The sequence below is a fragment of the Micromonospora sp. NPDC005413 genome (genome assembly GCF_040606435.1).
Taxonomy (GTDB): domain Bacteria; phylum Actinomycetota; class Actinomycetes; order Mycobacteriales; family Micromonosporaceae; genus Micromonospora.
Genome location: NZ_JBEXEV010000046.1, coordinates 1 through 24,549, shown reverse-complemented (window position 1 = coordinate 24,549; position 24,549 = coordinate 1). Strand labels below are relative to the sequence as shown.

Below are 24,549 nucleotides of genomic sequence, written 5' to 3'. Positions count from 1 at the left end.
GGCTGCGGTGGAGTCGGTGCTCCGGAGCCGAAGATCGAGGTGGCTGGCCGTCCTGCGTACCGTCGTGGCGGCGGCCGCGCTGGTCGCCGCGGGTGGCCTGACCGGCCGGTCCGTCGCGGCCGAACCGCCGGCACCCGCGGCGCCCGACTCCCACACCGGCGGCGAGACGCCCGCCCGCGACCTGCCACGGTGTCACCCCGCTGGTGGCGGGGCACCGACGTGATCGTCACCGGCCGAGGCGACCACGACGGCTACCACCTGTGGGTCGGCCGGGAGCGGGAACGGTACGCGATGCGGCCGCTGGCCTCGATCCAGCCCAACGGCTTCGCCGACGACACCTGGCTGGGCTACCAGTGCGTCACCGGCGACGGTCGCCACGTCGTCGTGACGGTGGCGCCACGGATGGCCGTCAACAAGCCCGAGCTGCGCTTTTCGCTACCTAGCCACAGAGATCATGAGTCGCCGATGAGTCGCACACCCCGCTCCGCCAACTGCGCTGTGTACCCGATCTCGAAGCCCTGCTCGATCCCGTCTTCGCGCGCCCGCTGCAGCGTCGCGCCGGACGGATCGGTCGGATCGTCCACAGTGCCGCCCTTGCGGAAACCGATCGTCTCGCCCTGGGCGCCCGACACGTACTGCCGTCTGGCCCGGACGTCGGGCTTGCCGCCTGCCGGCACCGCGCCGGACGCGGCTGGATCTCAGCCGGTCTAATGCGAGAGCGTCACGGCGATCGCTGGACCGAACGCGACACTGAGCAGATAGGCAAGGTTGAACAGGCCCAGGGCTTCGGCCTTGTGAGAGCCGGGCACGACACCGGTCGCTCGCAGGGCGAGTACGCCCTGGCCGGTCGCGGCGGCAAGGGACGCGAGTGCCATCGCCACCAGCAGTAGCGGCACGGCGGAGGCGACCGCAGCCAGCAGCGGCGCGGCGACGGCTCCGCCGAGCAATGCGGCGGCCGTCACGCGGTGTGGCACCCGCACGGACGCCGCGACCAGGAACCCCGAGCAGAGGCCGCCGAGCAGGTACGGCGCCAGTAGCACGACTCCGCTCCGGGTGCTGTCCCAGCCCGCGTGCTCTCGCAGCAGATCTGGTGCGGCGTAGAGCAGGGTGAAGTTCACCAGGCCCACAGTGAAAACCAGCACGCACGCCGTGAGGAACCGGCCGTTACGCGCCACCGCGGCGGGCAGAAAGCCGTCGGGGCGAACGTTCGTCCGGACCACGAGCAACACCAGCAGCGCGACGGTGACCGGGCCGGCCACCAGCGGACGGTGCGGAGTGAGAACTGCCGCGGTGACCAGCATGGCAAGGAGAGCCATGCCGAGCGGATCGAACGACGCCGGCACCGCGTCCGGCGGTGTGGCGTCGCGGCGGGCCGCAGGCACGGCGGCCACCGCCAGCAGGGGCAACGCCAGCACCGCCTGCCACGAAAGGAGTTCGGCTACCAGTGCACCGGTCAGCGGACCGGTGGCCCCCACGACCGCCAGCGACGCGGCGACCACCCCCATCCGCCGAGGCGAATCGGCCAGTTTCATGGCCGTCACGCTGAGGCCGGCGGACCCCAGTGCCTGCACCGCCGCGCCGGCCACCAACGCCGGCAGTGTCGGCACCAGCACGAGGAGGATCGTCCCCGCGGCCAGCAGCGCGGCCGAGGCGGTCAGGGCCGTCCGTACGCCGCAGCGGGCCAGTAGCGCCGCCAGCAGTGGCGTACCCAACGCGATCCCCCAGCCGAAGGCGGTCACGCCGGCCGCCGCGGCCTGTTCCCCGGTGCCCGTCGCGCGCGCCAGGTCGTCGAGCAGCAGGGCCGGCGCGGCGATCCCGTACGACAGCGGACCGGCCAGCAGGGCCAGCCAGGGCGTGGCCACCCGCCGCGGTGCGACCTGCCCGTGACCGTTGGCGGTTCGGTGCCGCTGTAGATAATCCATGTCATTCCTCCGGTGTCGTCTCGGTTCAGCCTCCCCGGGGTCGCTTACCGCCGACTGCTCGTCGGCTGACGTTCGCCTCCGTGGCGTCGGCGCCGCGTCCCGGTGAGCGGGCCGACTGTCGATCGACGTTTCGCGGGCGGGACAGCCGACTGGCTAGTGTGAAGCGGTGAGGTTCGGGGTGCTGGGCGAGATCGCGGTGTGGACGCCCGACGGCGAACCCGTCGCCGTACCCGGCCTGAAGGTTCGGGCTCTTCTGGCTGACCTGCTGGTCCATGAGGGGCATCCGGTGTCCTCCGACCGGCTCATCGAGGATCTCTGGGGTGACCGGGCGCCGGGCAACCCGCTCGGTGCGCTCCAGGCCAAGGTGTCGCAGTTGCGTCGCGCGCTGGAGTCGGGTGAGGCGGGTGGCCGTGCGCTTGTCGAGTCCGGTGATGCCGGCTACCGGCTGCGGATTTCGCCGGAATCGGTCGACGCTGGTCGATTCGCGGCTTTGTTGGCGCGTTCGCGGGCGCAGCGGGAGCCAGTTGGCCGGGCCGCGGAGCTGACGGAGGCCCTGTCGCTGTGGCGTGGCTCTCCGTACGCCGACTTTGGTGACGAGCGATTCGTCCGTCAGGCGGTCGAGCGGCTCGACGACCAGCGCCTGGCGGCGTTGGAGGAGTTGGCCGAGGCCCGGCTCGATCTCGGTGAGCATCACTTGCTCGCCGGTGAGCTGGCCGACCTGGTCACCCGTCACCCGTGGCGCGAGCGGTTACGGGCCGCGCACCTGCGCGCCCTGTACGGCTCGGGACGCCAGCGTGAAGCCCTGTCCGCCTACGAGCAGTTCCGTCGGCAGATGCGTGATGAACTCGGCATCGATCCCGGCCAGGAGTTGGCCGAGCTGCATCGGGCGATCCTGCGCCAGGATCGCGCGCTGCAGCCGCCGGCACCGCCGTCGTCTCCGATCCGAACCAACCTGCCGGCGCCTCTGTCACCTGGTCCGTACGGCGGATTGATCGGGCGTGACGAGGCCGTCGAGGCGGTACGGGAGCGGCTGACGAACGGGCGGCTGGTGACCCTTACCGGAATGGGTGGGGTGGGTAAGAGCAGGTTGGCGCTCGAGGCCGCTCGTCTGCTGGCCGACACGTTCCCCGCCGGAGTGTGGCTCGTTGAGCTGGCGGGCCAGCCGCACTGCGACGGCCAAGCGACCTGTACCGAGGTTGTCGACGTGGTGGCGGCGACTCTTGAGATCCGCGACGACGCCCCGGCCGGTCTGCCCGGTGATCGGCCAGGTGAGCCGATGGATCGGCTGCTCGCCGCGCTGCGGGACCGGCGGATGCTGCTGCTGCTCGACAACTGCGACCACGTGGTGACGCCCATCGCTGAACTGACCGAGAGCCTTCTCGGCGCCGCGGCCGACCTGCGCATCCTGGCGACGAGCCGTGAACCGCTCGGGATCCCAGGCGAGGTCGTCTTGCCGGTGCCGCCGCTGGAGCTGCCGGAGCCGGGAGCGACCGCGGAACAGATCGCCGGGGCCCCGGCGGTTCGGCTCTTCGAGATCCGTGCCCGCGCCGTCGAGCCGGGCTTCATCGTCGATCAGCGGAACACGGACACAATCGCCACCATCTGCCGGCGTCTCGATGGCGTACCGCTGGCGTTGGAACTGGCCGCGTCCCGGCTGCCCGTTCTCGACCCGGGCGAGTTGGCGGCACGGCTCGACGATCGCTTCCGACTGCTGTCATCCGGTCGGCGTACCGCGCCCCCTCGTCAGCAGGGGCTTCGCGCCATGATCGACTGGAGTTGGGAGTTGCTGTCGCCCGGCGAACGGGCGGTGCTGCGCAGGCTGGCGGTCTTCGCCGACGGTGCCACCCTGGCTACCGCCGAGCAGGTGTGCGCGGGCGGACAAGTGGCGTCCGACGAGGTCCTCGATGTGCTGGCACGATTGATCGACCGATCGCTGGTCCTGACGCGCCACGGCGAGAGTCCACGACGCTATCGGCTCCCGGAGACGGTGGCTGCCTACGGTCTCGAACAGCTCGACAGTGCCGGCGAACTCCCGGCGACCCGTCGCCGTCACGCCGCGTGTTTCGTCCGTCTCGCCGAGCAGGCCGCAGGGCGGCTACGGGGTCATGACCAGAGTCGCGCGCTACGGGAACTCGACGCCGAAAATGCCAACCTGCGGGCAGCACTCGACGTCGCCGCCACCGACGGTCAGCCTCGCGTGGGCCTGGCGCTCGCGACCTCGTTGGCCTGGTACCGGCTGCTCCGGGGTCGGCTCGGAGAGATGCGCCGGTCGCTGCGAACGGCGTTGGACATCGTCCCGAAAAGTGCGGACGACGTCGCACCGGACGCCCTGCGGCGACGTGCGGATGTGTGGCTGACCGCCCTGGCCACCCGTGACGGTGACCCGAACGCTCCCCGGCAACGGATCCTGGAATGCCACCAGGACGCCGACGGGCCGGAGAAGGCGTTCGCGCAGTGGTTGTTCGCCTCCATGATGCTCGGTTCCGGAGATCCGGGTGAGGCTGCCGCCCTGGTCGACGCGGCGCTGACGACGTTCCGCGCCAACGGCGACCAGTGGGGCATCGCTGCCGCCTGCGCCACTCGGGCGGACCTCGCGCTCGTACACCGCAGCGACCTGCCCGGTGTGCAGCGTGACTGCGAGACCAGCCGGACGCTGTTCGGGCAACTGGGCGACGGCTGGGGGCAGGTGCATCCGACGAGCCTGTTGGGCACCCTGGCCGAGATCAACGGCGACTACGACAGCGCAGCCATGCGGTACCGGGAGGCGTTGCGCATCGCCGAACATCTGCGGCTGTGGACGTCGGTGTCCCGGCAGCTGGCGTGCATCGGACGGATCGCCCTGTTGCGCGGCGACCTCGACGATGCGGCCGCCTGCCACGACCGCGCGCTAAAGGTCGCGCGGGAACAGTCGAGCCGATCCGCCGCCGCCTTCGCCGGCACGGGCCTGGCGATGATCGCTCGCCGGCGGGGTGACCTCGATGCCGCCGAGACCCAACAGCGGGACCTACTCGACTGGAACCGGCACGCCGGTTACCTGCCCGGCTACGCGCTTGCGCTTGCCGAGTTGGGATTCATCGCGGAGCACCGCGACGATGCGGTCCTCGCCGAGCGCCACCACCGCGAGTCGCTCGACGCGGCGCACGCCACCGGGGATCCCAGGGCTGTCGCCCTGGCCCTTGAGGGCCTGGCCGGGGCGACCAGCCTCGGCGGTGACCATCGCCTCGCCGCACGGCTGCTCGGCACGGCCCGCACGCTTCGCGCGGGCGCCGGAGCGCCGTTGCCCCCCGGTGAGCAGCATGACGTCCAGCGCATCACCTCTCGCCTCCGCACGGCGCTGGGCAGCGAGGAACTCGCTGCCGAGATGAGCCGCGGCGCACAGCTCGACCTGGACAAAGAGGATTTCAGCGGCATCGGTAAGGGGATGGTCAGCGAACGGTAAGCCTGCTCGGCACGGTTGACCGAGAACCGAGCCGACCCAGGAGGTAACCGTGCAGACCGCTGCCAGGATCGCCGTCATCTACTACTCCGCCACCGGCACCGTGCACCGGCTCGCGCAGGCATTCAGGGACGGAGCGGCCGACGCCGGCGCGGAGGTCCGCTTGCGCCGGGTGGCGGAGTTGGCACCGGATCAGGTCGTCGATGCCAGGCCGCAGTGGCGGGCCCACCTCGACGCCACCGCCGATGTTGCGCTCGCCACCCTGGACGACCTGCGGTGGGCGGACGGGTACGCCTTCGGCACACCGACACGTTTTGGCAACGTCTGCTCTCAACTGCGCCAATTCATCGACACCACGACCGCCCCCTGGCAGGCAGAGGAACTGGCCGACAAACCGGCGACCGGCTTCACGGCCAGTTACGAGGAGCACGGCGGCCAAGAGTCGACCCTGCTCAGCCTTTACCAGACGTTCCACCATTGGGGGGCGGTCATCCTGCCCACGGGCTACCTGAACTACGACACCGCGCACGCCGCCGGCGGGAACCCGTACGGCGTCAGCCTCGTGGAGAGCCGCGCCGGCCGGGATCCGGAGTACGCCAGAGCCGTCCTCGAGACGGCCCGCTTCCAGGGCGCACGCCTCACCCGCCTGACAGCCGCCGTCCGCGCGGAGAGCCACCTCGGGTAGAAGCCCGGCGACGAGCGGTACGGCATCCGGGGCGAGATCACGAGTAGTCGCCTCCGGGCGACGGATGCCCGTTTCCCGCCACCTGACGCATCGAATCACCGAGTAGAAACGAGAGAAATCATGCTGACAACGACCACCGCTGATCCGACCGAACAGGCCAGCCGGGTCACCGTGCTCGGTCTCGGTGACATGGGCTCGGCGATCGCCAAGACGTTCATCGATCGAGGACACCGTACGACGGTCTGGAACCGGACCGTGAGCAAGGCCCTGCCGATGGTCGACTCTGGCGCCACGGCTGCCGCGAGCGCCGCGGAGGCTGCGGCCGCCAGCCCGCTCGTCGTGGTGTGTCTGCTCGACGGCGCGGCGGTCGACGAGGTGCTCGCTTCCGTGGACGCCGCAGTCGCGGGCAAGGTCTTGGTGAACCTGACCAGTGGCTCTCCCCACCAGGCACGGGCCAACGATCGCTGGGCGAGAGAGCGCGGGGCCACGTACCTCGATGGCAAGATCATGGGAGATGCGGCAGACGTCGGTACGCCGCACGTCATGTTGTCGTTCAGTGGTTCCCGCAAGGCCATCGATGCGCACGGGTCAACGCTGGGGGAGTTGGGCACCGTCACCTACCACGGGGAAGAAGCCGGCTTGGCCGCCGTTGAATTCATGGCGCAGGTCGCGATGGGCTACGAGATCCTCATCGGGTTCCTGCACACCCTGAGGCTGGTGCAGGCAGAAGGAGTCGACGTAGCGGAGTTCGCCGAGCGTGCCGCCAGCTCCGTGGCCGCGCTGCCCCCGCTGTTGACCTCGATCGGCAACGCGGTCAAGGCCGGCGAATACCCGCCGGATCTCGGCTCGCTCAACGTCCAGGCCGCCCTGATGGACGACATGATCAGCCATCGGGAATCCATTGGCGTGGAAGCCGTGCGGATGCGAGAGGTCAGGGACCTGATGAACCGCCGGATCGCTGACGGCTTCGGCGCTCAGGGGTTCTCGAGCTTGTTCGAGCTGCTGACAAAGTCCTGATGGCGGTCTCTCAGCACCCGGGACGTGATGCCACAGACCGCAGCGTCATCCGGCCCTCTGCCGCAAGACCACCACGGCCGCCTCGGTCGAGGACGAGCTGGCCACCACCGTTCTGAGACGTTGACTGGGGCTGGGCGCGTGCCATCCGGCATGCGCCCAGCGCCCGGTCGTTTACGAGCTGCTCGACAAGGGCGTAGGCCTGCTGCAATGCGTCCGCCGGCCCAACCTCGGCCTTGCCTGAACCACCTTGCGGGCCTCATCCGCCGCCACCGTGACCAGCGCAGGTTCCGATGGCAGCGTCTTTTATCCCGGCTGGTAAACCGCGCTCACACCCGCATCCGCGCCATCGGTGAAAGCGCCAACGCCACCCTCAAACCGGGAAAGTCCTGACGAAACTGCGCTGCTGACCACGCCTCGCCACCGCGATCGTGCACTCCATCCTCGTCCTTCGTGAACGGACTCACTGGACCGGGACGAAGGTGGCGGCCAACACCCGCCAGTTGTCGCCCTCACGCACCCAGAGTCGGGTGTAGCGCAACCGCGCGGACATAGCGGCACCGCTCTGAACGGCATCCACCGCAGCGACCATGCGAGTCACCCCGGTCTGGCCGTCTTCCTGGATGTCGAGTGACTCCTCCACCAGGCTGGTGATTCGCAGTGCGCCGGAGCGGTAGCCAGCCAAGTCGTCTTCCTTCGTGAAGACCGTGCCGTCCGGTCCGGCACCCACGACCTGCGGGTGCAGTAGCGCGTCGAGGGACTCGACGTCAGCGGCGCGCTGGGCGGCTTGAAGTTGCCGTTCCGCGGTGAGGAGATCCATCCACCGATCCTCCGCAGCGGGCCCCAACAAGACAAGCGGGTTCGCTCGCGGCAGAACGGCGACGTCAGCCCGGTAGTGGCGTGAGCCTCTCCTGAGATGCCCGAATCACTGAACCGCACGACTGGTCCGTGCACCGCAGTGCCGGCCCATTCTCGTTCCAGATGTCGTCGGCGGTCGCGGCGTGCGGTCGCGCCGTCCGAGGACCGCCCGGACCGATTGGATGCGCTCAGGGCTCCTGCTTCGCTTCAGCCCGGTGGTGGCTCAGCAGTCGACCGAGCAGCCGCCGCAGCTCCGCGCGCTCGTTCTCGGACAATGGCGCAAGCAGATCGTTCTGGATGTCGAGGACCTGCTCGTCGAGCCAGCGCAGCCGCTGGCGGCCGGCCGGCGTGACGGTGATGACGTTGCGCCGCCGGTCGGCCTGGTCAGGCGCGCGCTCCACCAGCCCGGTCTGCGCCAGCTCATTGATCGTCGCCACGATGTCGCTGACGTGGATGCCGCTTCGCCGCCCCAGCGCGGCCTGGCTGGCCGGACCAAACTCGTCCAGCGAGGCCAGCACCCGGTAGTGGTAGCCCCGCGCGCCGGCCCGGGCGAACCCGTCCGCGACCAGCCGCCCCGCGTGAGCGGCGGTCTGCGTCATCAACCAGCTGGCGAGTCCGCTGAGTCGGGCCGGCGTCTCGTCCTGGACGGATGGATCCACGGACCCATCCTACCAGTCTGTTGGTGGCACCTACGATTTGATACCGTTGGTTGTCCTAACGTTTGGTCAACCAATGAATGAACTGATTGCGAGGTGACGAACCATGAGCGAGGCCACCCACACCCTCGACATGACCATGATGTTCGCGGTGCACGACGCCCTGCGCCGAGACCTGGCCCAGCTGGCCCGGGTCTCCGCCACCGCCGACGACGATCCCCGGCAGATCCTGCGTGCGGCGGTCGGCTGGGAAATGTTCAAGTCGTTCCTCCGGGTGCACCACACCTCCGAGGACGTCGCGGTCTGGGGCCCGATGGCGACCCGGCTGGCCGACCAGCCGGACAGGGCGCTGCTCGACGCCATGGAGGCGGAACACGCGGCGATCGATCCGCTGCTCGACGCCGTGGACGCCGCCATCGCCGACCGGGAGTCCGGGCCGCAGCGCCTCGGCGATGTGGTCGACGCCCTCTATCTGAGCGTCGCCGGGCACCTGCGGCACGAGGAGGACGAGGGCCTGCGCCTCGTCGAGTCGGTGCTCATTCCGGGGCAGTGGGCGGCGTTCGGTCAGGACCACCGGAACCGCGTCGGCGCGGAGTCCGCGCGTTACCTGCCCTGGCTGCTCCAGGGAGCGTCGCCGGAGACCGTCGCCGCCATCCTCGGCCGCATGCCGGAGGAGATCAAGAGGGCGTACGCCACCGAGTGGCGGGCCGAGTACCTCGACGTCCGCCCCTGGAACCCCCGCATTCGCTGATCCGCAAACGTCGACTCTGGAGAAAATCGATGCCTGTCTACGAAGAATCGAAGGCCTCGCTGGTGGTGGAGCCGGAAACGGGCCCACCACCACGACTTGGCCTCGCACTGCTGGTCATCGCGGCCGCCCAGCTGATGCTCGTGCTGGACAACACCATTACGAACGTGGCCCTGCCGAGCATCCAGCGGGCACTGGGGATGGCCACCGCCGACCTCAACTGGGTGATCACCGCGTATGCGCTCGCCTTCGGCGGTCTCCTGCTAGCCGGTGGCCGAGCCGGTGACGTGTTCGGTCGACGGCGGGTCTTCCGGATCGGCCTGGTCCTGTTCACCGTCGCCTCACTGCTGGGTGGCTTCGCCTGGTCCGGCACCGTCCTCATCGCCGCCCGGGTGCTGCAGGGCGTCGGCGCCGCCATCGCGGCGCCGACCGCACTGTCGCTGCTGGCCACGACGTTCCCCGCCGGGCCGGCACGGAACAAGGCGCTGGGTGTCTACGGGGCGATGGGCGGCCTGGGCTCGGTGGTCGGCCTCCTGCTCGGCGGCGCCCTCACCCAGTACGTCAGCTGGCGGTGGGTCCTGTTCGTCAACGTGCCGATCGCCGTGCTCGTGCTGCTCGGCACGTCGGTGCTGCCACGAGGAGAGCGCGAGCGCGGTCGGGCGGACCTCTTCGGTGCCGCCACCGCCACCGCCGGGCTCGCCGCACTGGTGTTCGCCATCAACCACGCGGCCCTGCACGGCTGGCGCGACACCGTCACCCTGGGCTTTCTGATCGCTGCCGCGGTCCTGCTGATCGCGTTCGTCCTCGTCCAGCGCTCCGCCGCGGCGCCGATGCTGCCCGGCCGGATCCTCAGCGACCGGGCACGGACCGGCGCGTACGTCACCATGTTCCTGGTAGGCGGCGGCATGTTCGCCCTGTTCTATTTCCTCACTCTCTATATGCAGGTGGTCAAGGGCTACTCCCCGATGCGGACCGGCCTGGCCTACCTGCCATTCACCGTCGGCATCGCGGTGGCGGCTGGCGGCGTCGGTCCCCAGCTGCTGTCCCGGCTGACGGCCCGCGCCCTGACGGTGGGCGGCCTGGTGCTGGCGGCCATCGGCATGGTCTGGTTCGGGGCGCTCAGCCCGACGTCGAACGCCCTTACCGCGCTGCTGCCAGCTCAGCTGGTCGCCGGCTTCGGACTGGGACTTACCTTCGTGGCCACCACAGTGGTCGCGATCAACGGGGTGGCCCCGCAGGACACCGGTATCGCCTCTGGCGTGGTCAACACCAGTCAACAGATCGGCGGCGCACTCGGCCTTGCACTGCTCAGCGGCGTGGCCGCCGCAGTGACCGCCGACCAGCCCTCGGGCACCGCCCTCCCGGACGCACTGACCAGCGGGTACGTCGACGGGCTGCTGCTCGGCGGAGCGGTCTTCCTGGTGGCCGCGATCGTCGCGGCCGCGACGATGAACGCACGCGTGGTGGCATCGCACTGACACCACGCGGCTGCCGCCCGGTTTCCTTCTGCCGGGCGGCAGCTCCGCTGGTCAGGGCGGGCTCGCCCTTCTGTCAATGCGGTTCCTCGGAGAACGCGGCCTCGCGGCTCTGGTGGGAGCAGTCTGCCCGCTCCCACCAGGACCTCATGAGTCGACAGCCCGGCTGTCCGCTGGGCGCATTCCGCATGGTTTGCGGCCGGCCCGGTCAACGTGTCACCCGGTGGTGGCCAACTCGTCCTCGGGGACCGCCGCGGTGGTCGTCCGACGTATGGCGACGGTGACGAGCAACGCGGCGGCCGTCAGCGCCACACCGAACCAGAGGGCGCTGTCGACGCCAAGACTGTCGGCGAACCATCCACCGAACAGCGCGCCCAGCGCGATGGACGTGTTGTAGCCCATGGTGTTGATGGACATGGCTGCCTCGAACTTTCCGGGTGCGGCGCCGAGCATCAGGTTGATCTGGCACAGGTTCGCGGCGCCGAAGGACGTTCCCCAGAGGGCAACGGCGAGGATCAGTCCGGGCCGTGTGTGCCCGATTGTGAGCAGCAGCAACATCGCCGTCACGAGCCCTGCACAGGCGAGGACGAAGCTGACCCAGAGATTCTTGGTCACCGTGTGGCCGGCGATGAAGTTGCCGGCCGTACCGCCGACGCCGTAGATCACGAGCAACACGATGATGAAGGCGGCCGAGGCCGACGCCTGTTCCTCCGCGAAGGGCCGGATGTAGGTGTACGCGCCGAAGTGGCCGAGCACGTACAGCGTCACGGCGACCATCACCAGGCGCAGTTGCGGGTACTGGATCGGGAGTCGGAAGACATCCCGGACCGGGACGGCGTTCTGCGAGGGCAGCGAGGGAATGGTCACGGTGACCGCGAGGAACATCAGCGCGCTGAGGCCGGCCCAGATGAGGAATGTGGCTCGCCAGTTGGTGAGGCTTTCCAGGAAAGTGCCGAGTGGAATACCCACCACGGCGGCGATCGAGATTCCGGACAGCGCGACCGCCGACGCTCGGGGGGCGAGACGTCCAGGTACGAGGCGCATCGCCATGCTCACGCCGATGGCCCAGAAGACGCCGTTGGCGAATCCCATGACGAGCCGGGTGGTGAGGACCAGGGCGAAGTTCGGTGCGGCGGCGGTGAGCAGGTTACCCAAAGCCAGGATCGCCAGGAGTACGGACAGCAGGATGCGCCGGTTGATGCGCCTGGTCCACGCGACGATGAACGGCACGCCGAGGCCGGCGGAGATGCCGTACAGCGTGACCATCAGTCCGGCGACGCCCGCGGACACATCCAGGTTCGCGCTCACCGGGGTGAGCAGGCCGACGGGCATCAGTTCGGTGGTGACGAAGGTGAACAGGCTGGCGGTGATGACGGCGACACCCAGCCATGACCTCAGGGTCGAGTACGGGTGCTCATCGAGTGTGGTCATGTCTTCTTTCTTGTCGTGAGGGGACAGCGGTCGGCGATGGCGCGTGTGAAAATGGCCGGCTTCCGCTGACGGCTGGCGACGGCGAAGTTGGTCCGGGATGCTGGAGGTTTCGGCCGGACAACGGCCGTGCCGTGCCGGTTCTGCTCGAAGCTTCACCCGAATAGATCAATGAGTCCAACACATGCTTGTCACCTCATCGATCGTGAAAGAAGATGGATCGGTGGAGCTACAGCAGATGCGCTACGTGATCGCGGTCGCCGAGACGAGCAGCTTCACCCGGGCCGCCGAGCGCTGCCTGGTGGTGCAGTCCGCGCTCAGTCACCAAATCGCGCGCCTGGAACGGGAACTGGGCGCGAAGCTCTTCGAGCGCACCAGCCGACGTGTCCGGTTGACCCAAGCCGGCGCCGCGTTCCTGCCCGCCGCCCGTCAGTGCGTGGACGCCGCAGAGCGGGCTTCCGCCGAGGTCGCGGGGGCCGTCGGTGAGGTACGCGGACGGCTCGTGATCGGCCTGATCTCCACCGTCGCCGCAGTCGACCTTCCCGGCGTCCTGCGAGACTTCCGTCAGCGGTACCCCTCCGTACGCATCAACCTTTGCGCGGGTGCGAGCGAAGAACTGATCGAGCAGGTCAAGCAGGGCACCGTCGAGGCGGCCTTTCTCGGCCTCCCCACCACCGCGCGACCCGAAGGCGTCAACGCCCGAGAGCTCGCCCGCGACCGGCTCGTCGCCGTGGTCGCCCCGGACCATCCCCTCGCCGCAGAGTCAGCGGTCAGCCTGCGTCGGCTCTCCACCGAAGTTTTCGTCGACCTGCCGGCCAAGACCGCCGGGCGAATCCAGTCCGATCAGGCATTCGCGGCAGCCGGTCTCAGTCGCGACGTCGCCTTCGAGGTGACCAACGCCTACCTCACGTCCCGGTTGGTCGAGCAGGGACTTGCCGTGGCGATGCTCCCGTCCGCCTACGCGCCGCAGCTCACCGGCGTGACCATCATCCAGGTCACGGACGCGCCGACCCGCGTCGAGCACGTCATTTGGAGCCGGGCCGAGCTCACGCCCGCGGCGAAGGCATTCCTCGCACTCCTCGACATCCACGCCAATGACACCGGAAGCCACGAGTGACGCTCGCTGGGCACCGCCGTAGGCGTCTCGATCGCCCACGCACCGAACGCGACGGGTGCCAGCACGGGCCTGCGACGAGCCGTTGGCCGCAACTCACCCTGATATCCGGGGCGCCCGACGACGAGGCGGTTGTAGGCGCGAGGCCCTTGTTCATTCGTGCGCATCCTCATCCTGGCCCGGCTACCAATGAGTGCAGCCGGCAACCGTCCGCACCGCAGCTGCGCGATCCGTGGCGGGGCCGTCCGTTTCGCCGACGCACGAACGACCAGTTTCCGCGGCTCCGACTGGGGCGATCTTCATCGAGCTGCCCCGTCCGGTCCAACCTGCACGCCCGTCTGGCGTGGGCCGGCTGGCGTGGAGAGCTGTCCCGCGACGATTGCGGCGAGCGAGAGCCCGAGCCCGCAAAGCTGGATTGGGCCGAGCGTCTGATCGAGCAGGATGGCGCCGAGCAGCGCGGCGACCAGGGGCGAGAGTAAACCGAGAACCGCCACGGCGGTCACGGGCAGCGTGGTGACGCCGCGGAACCACAGGACATACGCGGCCAGGCCGCCGACCAGGCCCAGCCAGAGGTAGCCGAGTATGGCGGGCGGGTCGATCACTGGTGGCGGCCCCTCGACGAGGAAGGTGATGGGCGCCAGGAAGAAGCCGCCCGCGCTGAGCTGCCAGCCGGCGAAGGCCATCGGACTCACCCCGGCGGGACGTCCCCAGCGCTTGGTGAGCGTCACCCCGAGCGCCATCGTGGCCGCGCCAACGAGGCCGGCCACGATCCCCACGACGTCGAGCGCGGCATCTGGCCCGATCACCACCAGGCCGACGCCCAACACCCCGGTCACGCCCCAGACGGCGCGCCAGACGGAGAGTCCCTCCCGCAGGACCGTCGCGGCCATGACGGCGACGATGAGCGGCTGCACCGCGCCGAGGGTCGCCGCGACGCCTCCCGGCAGCCGCTCGGCCGCGACGAAGAGCAGCGGGAAGAAGAGTCCGATGTTCAGTACGCCGAGCGCGCCCGCTTTTCCCCACCACGCCCCTTTCGGCAGCGTGCGGGTGACCGCCAGCGCCACCAGACCGGCGGGCAACGCGCGCAGGAGTCCCGCGAACAGCGGGTGGCCCGGCGGAAGAAGCTCGGTGGTGACGACGTAGGTGGTGCCCCAGGCCAGCGGGGCGAGCGCAGTCAGGGCAGTGCGCGGCAGGTTACTGGGCAACGTGCCGCCGCCGGCTCCGCGGGGGAGTCTCTCCGCTCCGGAACTTGTCATGTCGAAAGTCTGATCACGTGCTCATCGATGACTCCAACACATGTTTGTCATCCGATCGATCAACAGGAAAGATGGATCAATGGAGTTCCATCAGCTGCGCTACGTTCTCGCCGTCGCCGAGACGAGCAGTTTCACCCGGGCCGCCGAACGGTGCCTGGTCGTCCAGTCCGCGTTGAGTCACCAGATTGCGCGCCTGGAACGGGAACTCGGCGCGAGGCTCTTCGAGCGGACCAGCCGCCGGGTGCGGCTGACCCCGGCGGGGGTGGCGTTCCTCCCCGCCGCCCGCCAGTGTCTGGACGCCGCCGAACGCGCGGCCGCCGAGGTCGCGGCGGCGGTGGGAGAGGTACGGGGACGGCTGACGGTGGGTCTGATCCCCACAGTTGCGGCCGTCGACATTCCGGCCACGCTTCGCGCGTTCCGGGAGCGGTACCCGTACGTGCGCGTCGGCCTACGCGTCGGCGGGAGCGGCGAACTCGTGGAGCAGATCAAGCAGGGCGTCATCGACATGGCGTTCCTGGGGCTGCCGGGAGGGGTTCAACCGAAGGGCGTTGATGTACACGAACTCGCCCGGGACCGGCTCGTCGCCGTGGTCGCCCCGGATCATCCGCTCGCGCGGGAACCGGCAGTCGACCTCCACCGGCTCGCTGCCGAGGTTTTCGTCGACTTTCCGGCGGGGAGCGCGGGGCGGGCCCAGACCGATCAGGCATTCTCCGCCGCCGACCTTGTCCGCGACGTCGCGTTCGAGGTGACCGCCGCTGACCTGATTGCTGAGCTCGTCGCCGCGGGTCTGGGCGTCGCCATGCTCCCCTCCGCCTACGTGCCACGGCTCAGCGGTGTGAGCACCGTTGAGGTGGCCGATGCACCGGCCCGTGTCGAGTACCTCGTCTGGAGCCGCCTGGGCCGGACCCCCGCGGTAGAGGCTTTTCTCGCTGTTCTGAAGATCCCGACCGGGCCGCCCACCGGGGCGGCAGCGAACTGACCCGTGAGCCGAGCACGGCCTCCGGTCTCTCATCTGGCCTGCGCTGCGGGAGACGGTTGCGCTGCTGCTGGGCGTACGTGGTGTCGGCACATCCGAATGCATCGGTCGCCGATCGGCCCGGCATCCCGGTCTGGGGTGGAAGGTTTGCGGGTCAACTCATAGCGAACGCCACATCAGCGCGTGTCCCGGCGTCTCGACGACACTGTCGATGACGATGTCGACCATGCGCTCAGCGCCCGGGTGATCTGCCAGCCGGCCGGGGTTCCAGTCAATGGAGGCACTGCCCGTCACCTGTAGGGCAGGTCGGGAGCCGGTCCAGTCGATGAACAGCAGGCCGCAACGTGGTTGTACGTGGATATTGCCGAGGGTCATGTACATGGCGTTGCCGCGGTATTCCGGCCAGGACAGCGTCGTGGCGCTGCGGCCGACGACAAACCCGGGGCTGCCGCCGCGGTGCGAGACATCCGCTCCATGGCCTTCGGCGCCGGTGGCTATGAAAAAGGTGTCGGCACCGGCCACGACGCGCAGTTGCTCGTCGGAAAGCCGGTCGCTGGGGGCCGCAAAGATACCTGTGTTGACGTCACCGTGGGCTTCCCGGCGGGTGATGTGCCTCGGGCAGTTCGCAAAGATCTGGTCGGCCGTGATGATTAGCCGATCCCCTTGGACGTGACCTGTGCCGTTGATGCGCATGCGGTGGCGGGTGGCCGGCTCGATGGCGAGTGCACCGAGAGGAGCCGGGGCGGCGAACGCCGCTTCCAGTGGGTCGCCCGCGGCAGGCGCGGCGTCCGCGATCACACCGCGCTCGCCACTGGCACGCAGGAAGCCGGGTGGTCCATACAACGGGCTCGCCCATAACGCTCCGGCCGTGTCGTGTCCGCCGATCACCACCATGCGCTGGCGGATGAGGAACTGGCGCGCGATCTCCGGAAGGCGCACGCCGATGCTGGCCGAGCCGAGCCCTTCGCGTGTGTAGCCGGACCTGCGTTGGACGTACACCTCGCCTGAGTGAATTCTCATGCCATACCCCTAGAAGAAGCCGCACGGCGGGCCGTCGCCGGTGGCGGTCGCCGGCCGGGGTGGACGCTGGAAGGCGTACACCTCAAGGCGGATGCCGTCAGGGTCGTAGCAGAACACCTGCCCGGCGGCGGCTAGCTCACCCGGCACACCGTTGTCATCGCGGATGTCGGCACCCAGCCCGCGCAGCCGGCGCTCGACCTCGTTCAGGGCCGGGACGTCGGCGACCTGGAACGAGAGGTGATGCAGGCCGGCGCGGTCAGCCGCGAACGGCGCGCCACTCTGCTGCCAGAGTGTGATCATGAGCAGGTCGTGGCGGCCGAGGAAGCCGTAGCGCCGGCCGTCGACATCTGAGCGGCCGATGACCTCAATGTCGAGCGCCTGACTGTAGAAGTCGAGCGAGCGGTCAAGGTCGGTGACGTTCAACCCGACGTGGCCCGTGATGATGCTCTGATCGGTCATTCGCAGCCTTCCTAATGGTCGTCTCACCAGCGGCCGTTAGAAGTTAACAGGGTGAACTAATGGCCACAAGGGGCAGGTATCATTAGTTCGTGCGTCTTGCGATCGAGCTCGCCAATACCGTCCGCACTCGTCGGGGGGAGGTCTGTGACGAGCTTCAGACACCTGCGGATCTCGCCGCTTGGCTTGGCCGCGTCAGCTTCCTGTGCGCCGTGCCGGTCGACGACGAGGCGCTGAGCACCGTAGGTCCCGCCGAGCTGGCTGCCGCCCAAGGCATTCGAACTGCCATCCGTGCCATCGCTGGTGCCGTCTCGGCCAGCCAGATTCCCGCCGCGGTGGACGTCGAGAGCCTCAACGCCGCCGCCCGAATGGCACCGCGCTGGCAGGAGCTCGCCTTTGCCGATACGGAGCCACGACTGACGACGCGACACGGAGCAGCGGCCATAACCGGTGCCATCGCCGAGGTTGCCGCCGACGCTGTCGCCCTCGTCGCCGCCGGCCACCTGGGTACGTGTGCGGCGCCCGGATGCGTACTGCTGTTCCTCCGTGACCGGCCCAACCGCGAATGGTGCGGCAACTCCTGCGGAAACCGGGTGCGAGTGGCGCGCCACTACGACCGCCGTAAGCACGCCGCATCGGATGGCGAGGCGGTCTGAGACGCCAGGGCCTGCGAAATCGCGGTGCCGGACCGGACCACGGGCGCGAGGGTCCCCTGCTCTCCACGTGCCGAAGGGGCAGCTTGGGCCAGGTGTGGTGGCGTGCGGTCTACGTGCTCCCGCCGCGGCCGAAGGAGCGGCGGTAGGCGGTTGGTGTGGTGTTCACCGTGGTGCGGAAACGGCGGCGCAGGTTGGTGGCCGTGGACAGGCCGACTCTGGTCGCGATTGTCTCGACCGGCAGATCGGTCTCCTCCAACAGCGCTCGTGCAGCCGTGATCCGTTGCTGGAGCAGCCACTGTCCTGGGCTGATACCCAGTTGCGCGGTGAATCTGCGGGCGAACGTACGCGGGGACATTCTGGCCTGTGTGGCGAGGTCGTTGACGGTGAGCGGATCTTGCAATCTCTCCGTGGCCCAGTCGAGCACTGGGCCCAAGGACACCGGAGTGTGCGCGGTCAGGGATGCTGCTGCGTACTGCAGCTGCCCGCCCTCGCGATGTGGCGGCATGACCATGTGCCGGGCGATCTGGTTGGCGTGAGCGGCGCCGTGGTCATTGCGGACCAGGTGCAGGCACAGGTCGATGCCGGCCGCGGTCCCCGCGCTGGTCGCGACGTCGCCGAGGTCGATGTACAGACTGTCGGCTTCGACATGCACGCCTGGAAATCGGGCGGCGAACTCGGCGGCCATCCGCCAGTGAGTGGTCGCCCTGCGCTGATCGAGCAGGCCGGCGTGGGCGAGCAGGAAAGCGCCGGAGCAGATGGCGACGATGCGGGCACCGCGCCTGTGAGCGCGCCGCAGCGCATCGATCACGGCGGACGGCGCGGGCTGCTCGCGGCGTTGCCAACCCGGAATCACCACAGTGTCCGCGGTCTCGAGCGCGTGCAACCCGCTGGTGACCGCCATGTCGTAACCAGCCATGGTGGGCACGATGCCCGGCTGCTCGGCACACACGTCGAACCGGTAGTTGACTGGTAGACCGGGGCGCCGCACGCCGAACACCTCAGCGACACAGGCGAGTTCGAAGGTGGACTGCGGCGGCAGAACCAGGGCGACCACCCGATGAATGATCATGGCAGGAATGTACCTGGCAACGTCATTGCAGACACTGGCCGGTGAGCGGCGGCACGACGATCATGACTGCATGACGCATGTATCCGATGATGTGCAGATCCTGCAGGTCGATGAGGTAGAACCCGTCGAGGTCGTCCCCGGCGTCGTCCGGCGGCGCCTGCCGGCGACCGAGCGGGCCCGCGGCTGGATGTACGACTTCGCCCCGGGAACGGAGTGGCCAGAGGTGGACGTGCACGAGGGCGAGGAGCGCTACTACGTGGTGTCGGGTGAGTTCATCGATCGAGGCCACCGTCTGGGTCCGGGCAGTTACGTGGTGTTTGCTCCGGGCAGCACGCACCGCCCGCGTACCGAGACCGGCGCACGCATGATCGGCATCAGCATCGTCGCGATGTAGCCGGCGATCCCGAACACGCCGTCGGAGATCGGGCTCGTGATCTGGCCTGCGACCCAAGGGCGGAAGCTCGGCTCACATGGCGGTCGAGACGATCCACAGTGGCCGCTCAACGCACCTTAGATCTGCATGTGCAACCCGATACGTCCAACAATCTCCAGCTAGGAGCGGTAGATGAGGAAGACCCTGGCTCTGGTCATAGCGACGGTAGTTCTGGCCGGGGCAGTGTCTACCAGTGGCGCTGCGCAGGCGGCACCCGACCCAGACACCGCGCGAGCCGCCAGCCGTGCCATTGGCACCGCTCCAGCGCCGCACACCCCCGAGCCGGACCTGATTACCCCGCCGGTCCCGAGGCCCAAGCCGTTCGAGGAGGCCCCGCCCAGCATTGCGCCCCACAAGGCAGTCACTCCGCCCGACTTCGGACCGAACGAACGGATCCTCTCGGCGTACCACCGGGGCAAGCTCTCCCGGGACGACGCGGTGCGGTACGGACTCACCGCGCTTCGCTCACCCCGGGCAGTACCCGCCCACCTACGGCAGACCGGTGCCATCCGCGACCCGCAGCGGTACCTGACCTACCTCTCGATGCTGGCGGCGAGCGTTGAGCCCGAGGCGGCGAGGATGATCGCGCCGGACGTCGCCGCGCCGGCTGCCGCCCCTGCGGCGGCCGGCTACGACGACTGCGCCGCCCAGCCGTACGACTATCTCGGTGTCACCTACCGCTGCCGGGCATCCGCCGGCGAGTTCCTCATCCTGTTCAACATCGCCGGAGCAGGCCGACCGGGCATTCCGGCGGACTACCACTCCAACGGCCGGGCCAAGGCCGTCCAGCACCTGCTGAATTCGCTCGCGATCGCTGTCGACGAGTATCGCGAGATGGGTTACCCGCTGCCGGTGCGCGACGGCAAGCCGTGGGTGTTGGTCTACGGCGTTGACGAGATCCCTGTCGTCGGCGGAGTCGGGTTGGAGATTGACGCGCCTTTCGTGTTGCCGGTCGGGCTCAATCAGCAGGCCACCATCCTGGTGCCCAACGGGCAGACCGACTGGGACTACCTGCCCCGGCACGAGCTGTTCCACGTCATGCAGTACCAGTACTGGGACAAGTCTGACGTCAGTCTCGATTTCGTCGCCAGCTGGGTGCGCGGTAAGGAGTTCGGTTCGATGAACTGGTGGATGGAGGCCACCGCGGAGTGGGCCGCCCACCAGACCTACGTCCGGGAGCCGTACCTGCCCATCCCCGGCGAGGAGAAGCTATATGCGCGCAACGTCCACGACGTGCTCAGCATGCCGGGCTCAGCGCTCAACTCGTGGGGTGGCCTGGGAGGCAGCCCGCAGTACGGCGCGTTCCTGCTGCCCACCTATCTCACTGAGCAGATCGACCCGGTCTTCGTGCGGCGGACCTGGGAAAGCATCCGGGACCACGACCATCTGCCGATCGAAGCGATCCGGCACGCCGCGCAGGGCTATGGCCTGAACTTCAAGGACATGCTGCTGGGCTACCACATCGCCAACTATCGGCTGGCCAAGGCGAACGCCGCCCCCGCCCCGACGGTGGACGCGTGGCGCAGCTACGGCTACACGGATATCGACACGAGATTGTGGCGTGACAACATCTCCGCCCTGAGTGGGACGAGCGGCGACATTCTTGGCGGCGCGCGGCCGGCCCGCAAGAGTCACTCCACCCCCGCTGGCACGCACGTGGAGTACCAAGACATTCTGCGCAAGGGCGGCGCCGTCTACCACGACTTCCGGGCCGTCCAGAATTCCGGCGACCCGGGCTGCGGGTACTGCTCGACGCTGCTGATCGACACGAGCAAGGACGCCAACCGCAGCTCCGCAGTGGTCATCTGGTCGCCGGCTGGCAGCGCTGGCACGCAGGTGAAGTACCCGAGCATCAAGACGATGCGCTACCCCGACGCCGGTGGCCTGATCACCGTGCCGGACTTCGCGTACCCCATGGTCGCCACCCTGGTGACGACCTGGACCGAGCTGGATATCCACTCCGCCGACGCGGACAGCAGCCCGAAGACGTTCAGCACCTACGTGGAGACCACGCTGCCGCTCACCGGCCGCTCGTGCGTCCTGCGGCCGCTGTCGGTGCGCAGCGTGGAGACCACCGTCGAGCCGGAGGGCACATTCAACCGGTACGCCGCCAGCACGCGGGACGGCTGGACCGGCGGTGACTCCACGTACTCGGTGAAGCTGCCCGACGGTCGGATCGTCTGGCTGTTCTCCGACACCTGGATGGGACCGCTCAACGGCGACGGCACCCGACCGGTCAGCGCACCACTGGTCAACAACACATTCGTGGTGCAAAGCGGCGGGACCCTGACCACCTACCAGGGCGGCACCGCCGGGGCTCCGCGAGCGTTGATGCCGCCCTCCGGACCAGGTAAGTGGTACTGGGTCGGTGACGGTCACCTCTCCGGCGGGCAACTCCAGGTGGTGTACCAGGAATACGAGCGCTTCGGCTCCGGCGCCTGGGACTGGCGGTTCAACCGCAACGTGGTGGCGAACTTCGCCCTGTCCAACCTACGAACCCCGGTCAGCGTCCGACAGCTACCCTCGGCCAGCGGCGTCGCCTGGGGCTCGGCGCTCCTGCCGGCCAGCCGCAGCGGTGACGGCTACACCTACGTCTACGGTGTGGACGACTCCCCGATCAACAAACAGATGCGCATCGCACGCGTGTACGGCAGCGACCTCGCCACCGGCACCTGGCAGTACCACACGCCGTGGGGCTGGACGTTCCGCGAGCAGAACTCCCGCAACCTGCTGACCGGGATCGCCAACGAATACAGCGTCACGCCCTGGGGCGGACAGTTCCTGCTGCTCAGCCAGGACAGTACCCAGGCGTTCAGCGGCCAGATCAACGCCTGGACGTCCTGCTCACCGTACGGTCCGTTCACCCAGAAGACCCCTGTTTACCGGATGCCCGAACCCGGACCATATGGCAGCTACTGGAACCCGAACGTCATCTCGTACAACGCCCACGTGCACGCGGCGTTCAGCTCCGGCGACACGTTCATCGCGTCGTACAACGTCAACAGCATGGACACCCGCGTCTCGCCCGACGGCGACCACTACCGTGACCCGAGCATCTACCGCCCTCGCTTCTTCCGCTTCACCCTCGGATAGGCCCTTCCGGTGTCGGCACCGACCCGTGTCCGCCACCGGATCCCGTGAAGGAGCCGTCATTTCGTCCACGTGGACGGCCGACCTGGCCTACGCCTAACAGGCGGCAGCGGCTCCAGCGCCGCCCACACTGCGTCGGTCAGGTCGTGCGACCTCGCTACATCTCGAACACCGACACGCGAAGATCCTCACCCAACAGCCCACCGCCCGGTGCGAGCCCGATCTAGGGGGAGCAGGTCGGGAGCAGCGGGGTGCCCCGAGCGGCCGTGAACTGCGTCCAGCGGCATCGAACGTTCCTCAACTGCACCCAGCCCTGCCTGCGGCTCCACGTTCCAGCAGGTCAGAGTCGGTGCGGCGTCCGCACGTGTCGATGCGGGTGTTCGCGGCGGCCGCGATGGTCGAAGATTCTGGTCATGAGCCACGAGCACCGCACCTTTCACAACCCTCCATCGGCAACGCCCGTCGATGTGCGGTGGGCTCTCGGCCGCAACGACATCGCCGGAGCCACGGATGCCATGGTCGGGTGCGCGTTGTACGGCGACGGCGACTGGAGGGTGTCGCAGGAGCTCTACCTAACCCTGCTGGATCACCCTGATCATCAGGTGCAGGCGCTTGCAGCCACTTGCCTCGGGCACCTCGCGAGGGTTTACGGTCAACTCGACGAAGATCGTGTAGTCCCCGCCCTCCGCCGTGTGCGCGCCAGGCCCCACGTCAGGAACACGCCCTCGCCGCAGGGGATGCGGGTGGTATCGGCGACCCAGAGCCGGTTGGGCCCGTCGGCGGTGAACTGCCAGTTGACCAGATCCGGGGCCGGCGTCGCCCGTGGATCCTGCCTCGTTGAGCCGCCCGCGCCAGCCTCGACGCAGGAACGCGCTCTATGTCGCCTGGCAGAGACGTGTGCGCGGGTCGGCAGCGCGACGACGGCGAGGTCAGCCGGCCGGGGTGTTGCTTGCCGGGACAGGGAGCAGGTTGCGCTCTGCGAAGACCTTCTTGGCGACGAGCGTGGCGTTGACGGCCCGCGGCACGCCGCAGTAGACCACCGCCTGCAGCAGCGCCTCGACTATCTCCGACGGCGTCAGGCCCGCGTTGAGTGCCCCGTTAACGTGCACCTCTAGCTGGGCCCCGGCATCACCGAGGCCGGTCAGAATGCCGAGGGTGAGCAGCTCCCGGTCCCGGCGCGCGAGCTGGGGCCGGACGTAGAGATCCCCGTACGACCAGGCGACGGAGCGACGGCTGAGCTCGGGTGAGACGTCGGCGAGGGCTTCCAGGAGTCTCTGCGCGGCGCCGCCGTCGGCCTGTCGCAGCGCCTCAAGACCCCGCTCGTACTGTTCGTCTCCCGCCATGGTCACGCCCTACCTTCGCCCAATCGTCCTGTCGGCTGGACCGGCGGGTACCCATTGCCGTGCCGGACAAACGGGTTACGTCCCGCGCGTCAGTTGATAGGGGGCGCGGTGCCCTTGCAATCGACCTGTTCTACAGCGACAGCGAGCGGTCGCTCACACAGCCCTTGGACATAGGTTGGTCTGCCGCGCACTCGCCACCTGTAGGTGACCCCGTCAACCGTTATGAGCCGAGAGCCCTTCTTGACCAACGCCATGACGACCCTCCTCGCCGTCAGATGACCGTGCCCGTAGCGTGCCCGGTGCAGCGGTCAGAATGGGGCAGCGCGGGACGCCCGATCAGCGAGGCAGACACGCCGTGTGCCGCCTGCCCCCAGAATGTCGCTACGCCCGTGTAGATCAACGCGATTCCCAAGCTGAGCGTGGGCCGCTGCCCTAGTCACCTTGCTTGGGCTGGAAGTAGCGCTGATTGATCCGTGCAGCGCCGCCGGGCTTCCCAGCCAGAATCTGACGCCCCTGCCACTCGACGGTCCGCTCATCACTCCAACCTACGCAGAAGTGCAGTCGCCCTCCGGCGTAGAGGTTGCCAGGTTGCCACAGCGTCATCGGTAGCAGATCAACCATGAGGGCTTGCATGGCGTGAGGGTAGCCGTAGACCCGCTGAGAGGCTGCCGGTCATAGCGAGTGACAATCTGAGTGACGACTAAGGTCGCCACCTTTCGGACTCCCGTGGACGACGACGGATCGTTTCCGGAAGAGGTCACCGCCATACGGAATCGGTTCCGTCAGCATTGACATCCTCTCCGTCCTGAAGGGCGGAGATTCCCTCCACGCTGCGCGTGGAACACGCGGCGTCCGGGTGAGTTACCGCTTCGCCGCGCGGTGCCGGGACGGGTCCCGGTCTTACCTGCGCTCCA

The 24,549-nt window shown here is 68.8% G+C and carries 21 protein-coding genes and 1 pseudogene; 13 read left to right on the top strand and 9 right to left on the bottom strand.

Translation table 11 applies throughout. The features are described from left to right. Nucleotides 1–16 precede the first annotated feature (16 nt). Together ABZS37_RS30390 and ABZS37_RS30385 are read left to right on the top strand one after the other, a co-directional pair. Nucleotides 17–223 carry a hypothetical protein gene (locus ABZS37_RS30390; protein WP_355174639.1) on the top strand — a complete coding sequence of 69 codons (207 nt, stop codon included), beginning with the start codon at nucleotides 17–19 and terminating at the stop codon, nucleotides 221–223. Beyond that, on the top strand, nucleotides 220–711 hold the full coding sequence (locus ABZS37_RS30385) for a hypothetical protein (protein WP_355174637.1): 492 nt from the start codon (nucleotides 220–222) through the stop codon (nucleotides 709–711). Before ABZS37_RS30390 ends, ABZS37_RS30385 begins: the two co-directional genes overlap by 4 nt. Here ABZS37_RS30385 and ABZS37_RS30380 read toward each other — a convergent pair. Continuing rightward, nucleotides 708–1,922 carry an MFS transporter gene (locus tag ABZS37_RS30380; RefSeq protein ID WP_355174635.1) on the bottom strand — a complete coding sequence of 405 codons (1,215 nt, stop codon included), beginning with the start codon at nucleotides 1,920–1,922 and terminating at the stop codon, nucleotides 708–710. The genes ABZS37_RS30385 and ABZS37_RS30380 overlap by 4 nt on opposite strands. Nucleotides 1,923–2,088: 166 nt before the next feature. Here ABZS37_RS30380 and ABZS37_RS30375 point away from each other — a divergent pair, with 166 nt between their 5' ends. The 4 genes and pseudogenes from ABZS37_RS30375 to ABZS37_RS30360 form a co-directional block, all read left to right on the top strand. Continuing rightward, nucleotides 2,089–5,361 carry a BTAD domain-containing putative transcriptional regulator gene (locus ABZS37_RS30375; RefSeq protein ID WP_355174633.1) on the top strand — a complete coding sequence of 1,091 codons (3,273 nt, stop codon included), beginning with the start codon at nucleotides 2,089–2,091 and terminating at the stop codon, nucleotides 5,359–5,361. Nucleotides 5,362–5,410: 49 nt separating this feature from the next. Further along, complete coding sequence (gene wrbA, locus ABZS37_RS30370) at nucleotides 5,411–6,043, top strand: NAD(P)H:quinone oxidoreductase (RefSeq protein ID WP_354978238.1); 633 nt, start codon at nucleotides 5,411–5,413, stop codon at nucleotides 6,041–6,043. Nucleotides 6,044–6,214: 171 nt separating this feature from the next. Next, nucleotides 6,215–7,060 (top strand): NAD(P)-binding domain-containing protein, encoded by an 846-nt coding sequence (locus ABZS37_RS30365; protein WP_355174631.1) that lies wholly within the window; start codon nucleotides 6,215–6,217, stop codon nucleotides 7,058–7,060. Between the two features lie 276 nt (nucleotides 7,061–7,336). Then, nucleotides 7,337–7,464: pseudogene (locus ABZS37_RS30360) on the top strand (IS5/IS1182 family transposase); the annotation flags it as partial. Nucleotides 7,465–7,520: 56 nt separating this feature from the next. Here the strand turns inward: ABZS37_RS30360 and ABZS37_RS30355 are convergent. Beyond that, nucleotides 7,521–7,877: a nuclear transport factor 2 family protein gene (locus tag ABZS37_RS30355; protein ID WP_355174629.1), complete on the bottom strand. Its 357-nt coding sequence runs from the start codon at nucleotides 7,875–7,877 to the stop codon at nucleotides 7,521–7,523. Nucleotides 7,878–8,103: 226 nt separating this feature from the next. Beyond that, nucleotides 8,104–8,574 (bottom strand): MarR family transcriptional regulator, encoded by a 471-nt coding sequence (locus ABZS37_RS30350; protein ID WP_355174627.1) that lies wholly within the window; start codon nucleotides 8,572–8,574, stop codon nucleotides 8,104–8,106. Between the two features lie 103 nt (nucleotides 8,575–8,677). Here ABZS37_RS30350 and ABZS37_RS30345 point away from each other — a divergent pair, with 103 nt between their 5' ends. Further along, nucleotides 8,678–9,322 carry a hemerythrin domain-containing protein gene (locus ABZS37_RS30345; RefSeq protein ID WP_355174625.1) on the top strand — a complete coding sequence of 215 codons (645 nt, stop codon included), beginning with the start codon at nucleotides 8,678–8,680 and terminating at the stop codon, nucleotides 9,320–9,322. A gap of 29 nt (nucleotides 9,323–9,351) precedes the next feature. After that, nucleotides 9,352–10,797, top strand: a complete 1,446-nt coding sequence (locus tag ABZS37_RS30340) for an MFS transporter (RefSeq protein ID WP_355174624.1) — start codon at nucleotides 9,352–9,354, stop codon at nucleotides 10,795–10,797. 213 nt (nucleotides 10,798–11,010) lie between these two features. Here the strand turns inward: ABZS37_RS30340 and ABZS37_RS30335 are convergent, their stop codons facing one another. Then, entirely contained in the window at nucleotides 11,011–12,225 is a 1,215-nt protein-coding gene (locus ABZS37_RS30335; RefSeq protein ID WP_355174622.1) for an MFS transporter, read from the bottom strand. Between the two features lie 220 nt (nucleotides 12,226–12,445). Between ABZS37_RS30335 and ABZS37_RS30330 the strand changes: the two genes are divergently transcribed. After that, complete coding sequence (locus tag ABZS37_RS30330) at nucleotides 12,446–13,339, top strand: LysR substrate-binding domain-containing protein (protein ID WP_355174620.1); 894 nt, start codon at nucleotides 12,446–12,448, stop codon at nucleotides 13,337–13,339. A 296-nt stretch (nucleotides 13,340–13,635) separates the two neighbouring features. On the opposite strand, the gene ABZS37_RS30325 is transcribed toward ABZS37_RS30330, so the two are convergent. Beyond that, entirely contained in the window at nucleotides 13,636–14,592 is a 957-nt protein-coding gene (locus ABZS37_RS30325) for an EamA family transporter (protein WP_355174618.1), read from the bottom strand. 79 nt (nucleotides 14,593–14,671) lie between these two features. Between ABZS37_RS30325 and ABZS37_RS30320 the strand changes: the two genes are divergently transcribed. After that, nucleotides 14,672–15,571: a LysR family transcriptional regulator gene (locus tag ABZS37_RS30320; RefSeq protein ID WP_355174616.1), complete on the top strand. Its 900-nt coding sequence runs from the start codon at nucleotides 14,672–14,674 to the stop codon at nucleotides 15,569–15,571. 156 nt (nucleotides 15,572–15,727) lie between these two features. On the opposite strand, the gene ABZS37_RS30315 is transcribed toward ABZS37_RS30320, so the two are convergent. Continuing rightward, the gene (locus ABZS37_RS30315) at nucleotides 15,728–16,588 is read right to left on the bottom strand and encodes a pyridoxamine 5'-phosphate oxidase family protein (RefSeq protein WP_355174614.1); all 861 of its coding nucleotides are present in this window, start codon (nucleotides 16,586–16,588) and stop codon (nucleotides 15,728–15,730) included. Between the two features lie 9 nt (nucleotides 16,589–16,597). Then, nucleotides 16,598–17,047 (bottom strand): VOC family protein, encoded by a 450-nt coding sequence (locus ABZS37_RS30310; RefSeq protein WP_355174612.1) that lies wholly within the window; start codon nucleotides 17,045–17,047, stop codon nucleotides 16,598–16,600. Nucleotides 17,048–17,136: 89 nt separating this feature from the next. Here ABZS37_RS30310 and ABZS37_RS30305 point away from each other — a divergent pair, with 89 nt between their 5' ends. After that, nucleotides 17,137–17,700, top strand: a complete 564-nt coding sequence (locus tag ABZS37_RS30305; protein ID WP_355101639.1) for a CGNR zinc finger domain-containing protein — start codon at nucleotides 17,137–17,139, stop codon at nucleotides 17,698–17,700. Between the two features lie 109 nt (nucleotides 17,701–17,809). On the opposite strand, the gene ABZS37_RS30300 is transcribed toward ABZS37_RS30305, so the two are convergent. Beyond that, nucleotides 17,810–18,769 (bottom strand): helix-turn-helix domain-containing protein, encoded by a 960-nt coding sequence (locus ABZS37_RS30300; protein WP_354978222.1) that lies wholly within the window; start codon nucleotides 18,767–18,769, stop codon nucleotides 17,810–17,812. A gap of 7 nt (nucleotides 18,770–18,776) precedes the next feature. On the opposite strand from ABZS37_RS30300, the gene ABZS37_RS30295 reads away from it, so the two are divergent. Continuing rightward, nucleotides 18,777–19,163 carry a cupin domain-containing protein gene (locus ABZS37_RS30295; RefSeq protein WP_355174610.1) on the top strand — a complete coding sequence of 129 codons (387 nt, stop codon included), beginning with the start codon at nucleotides 18,777–18,779 and terminating at the stop codon, nucleotides 19,161–19,163. Nucleotides 19,164–19,334: 171 nt separating this feature from the next. Continuing rightward, complete coding sequence (locus ABZS37_RS30290) at nucleotides 19,335–22,295, top strand: hypothetical protein (protein ID WP_355174608.1); 2,961 nt, start codon at nucleotides 19,335–19,337, stop codon at nucleotides 22,293–22,295. Between the two features lie 926 nt (nucleotides 22,296–23,221). On the opposite strand, the gene ABZS37_RS30285 is transcribed toward ABZS37_RS30290, so the two are convergent. After that, nucleotides 23,222–23,635, bottom strand: coding sequence for a carboxymuconolactone decarboxylase family protein (locus tag ABZS37_RS30285; protein ID WP_355174653.1), 414 nt, complete (start codon nucleotides 23,633–23,635; stop codon nucleotides 23,222–23,224). Nucleotides 23,636–24,549: the final 914 nt, after the last annotated feature.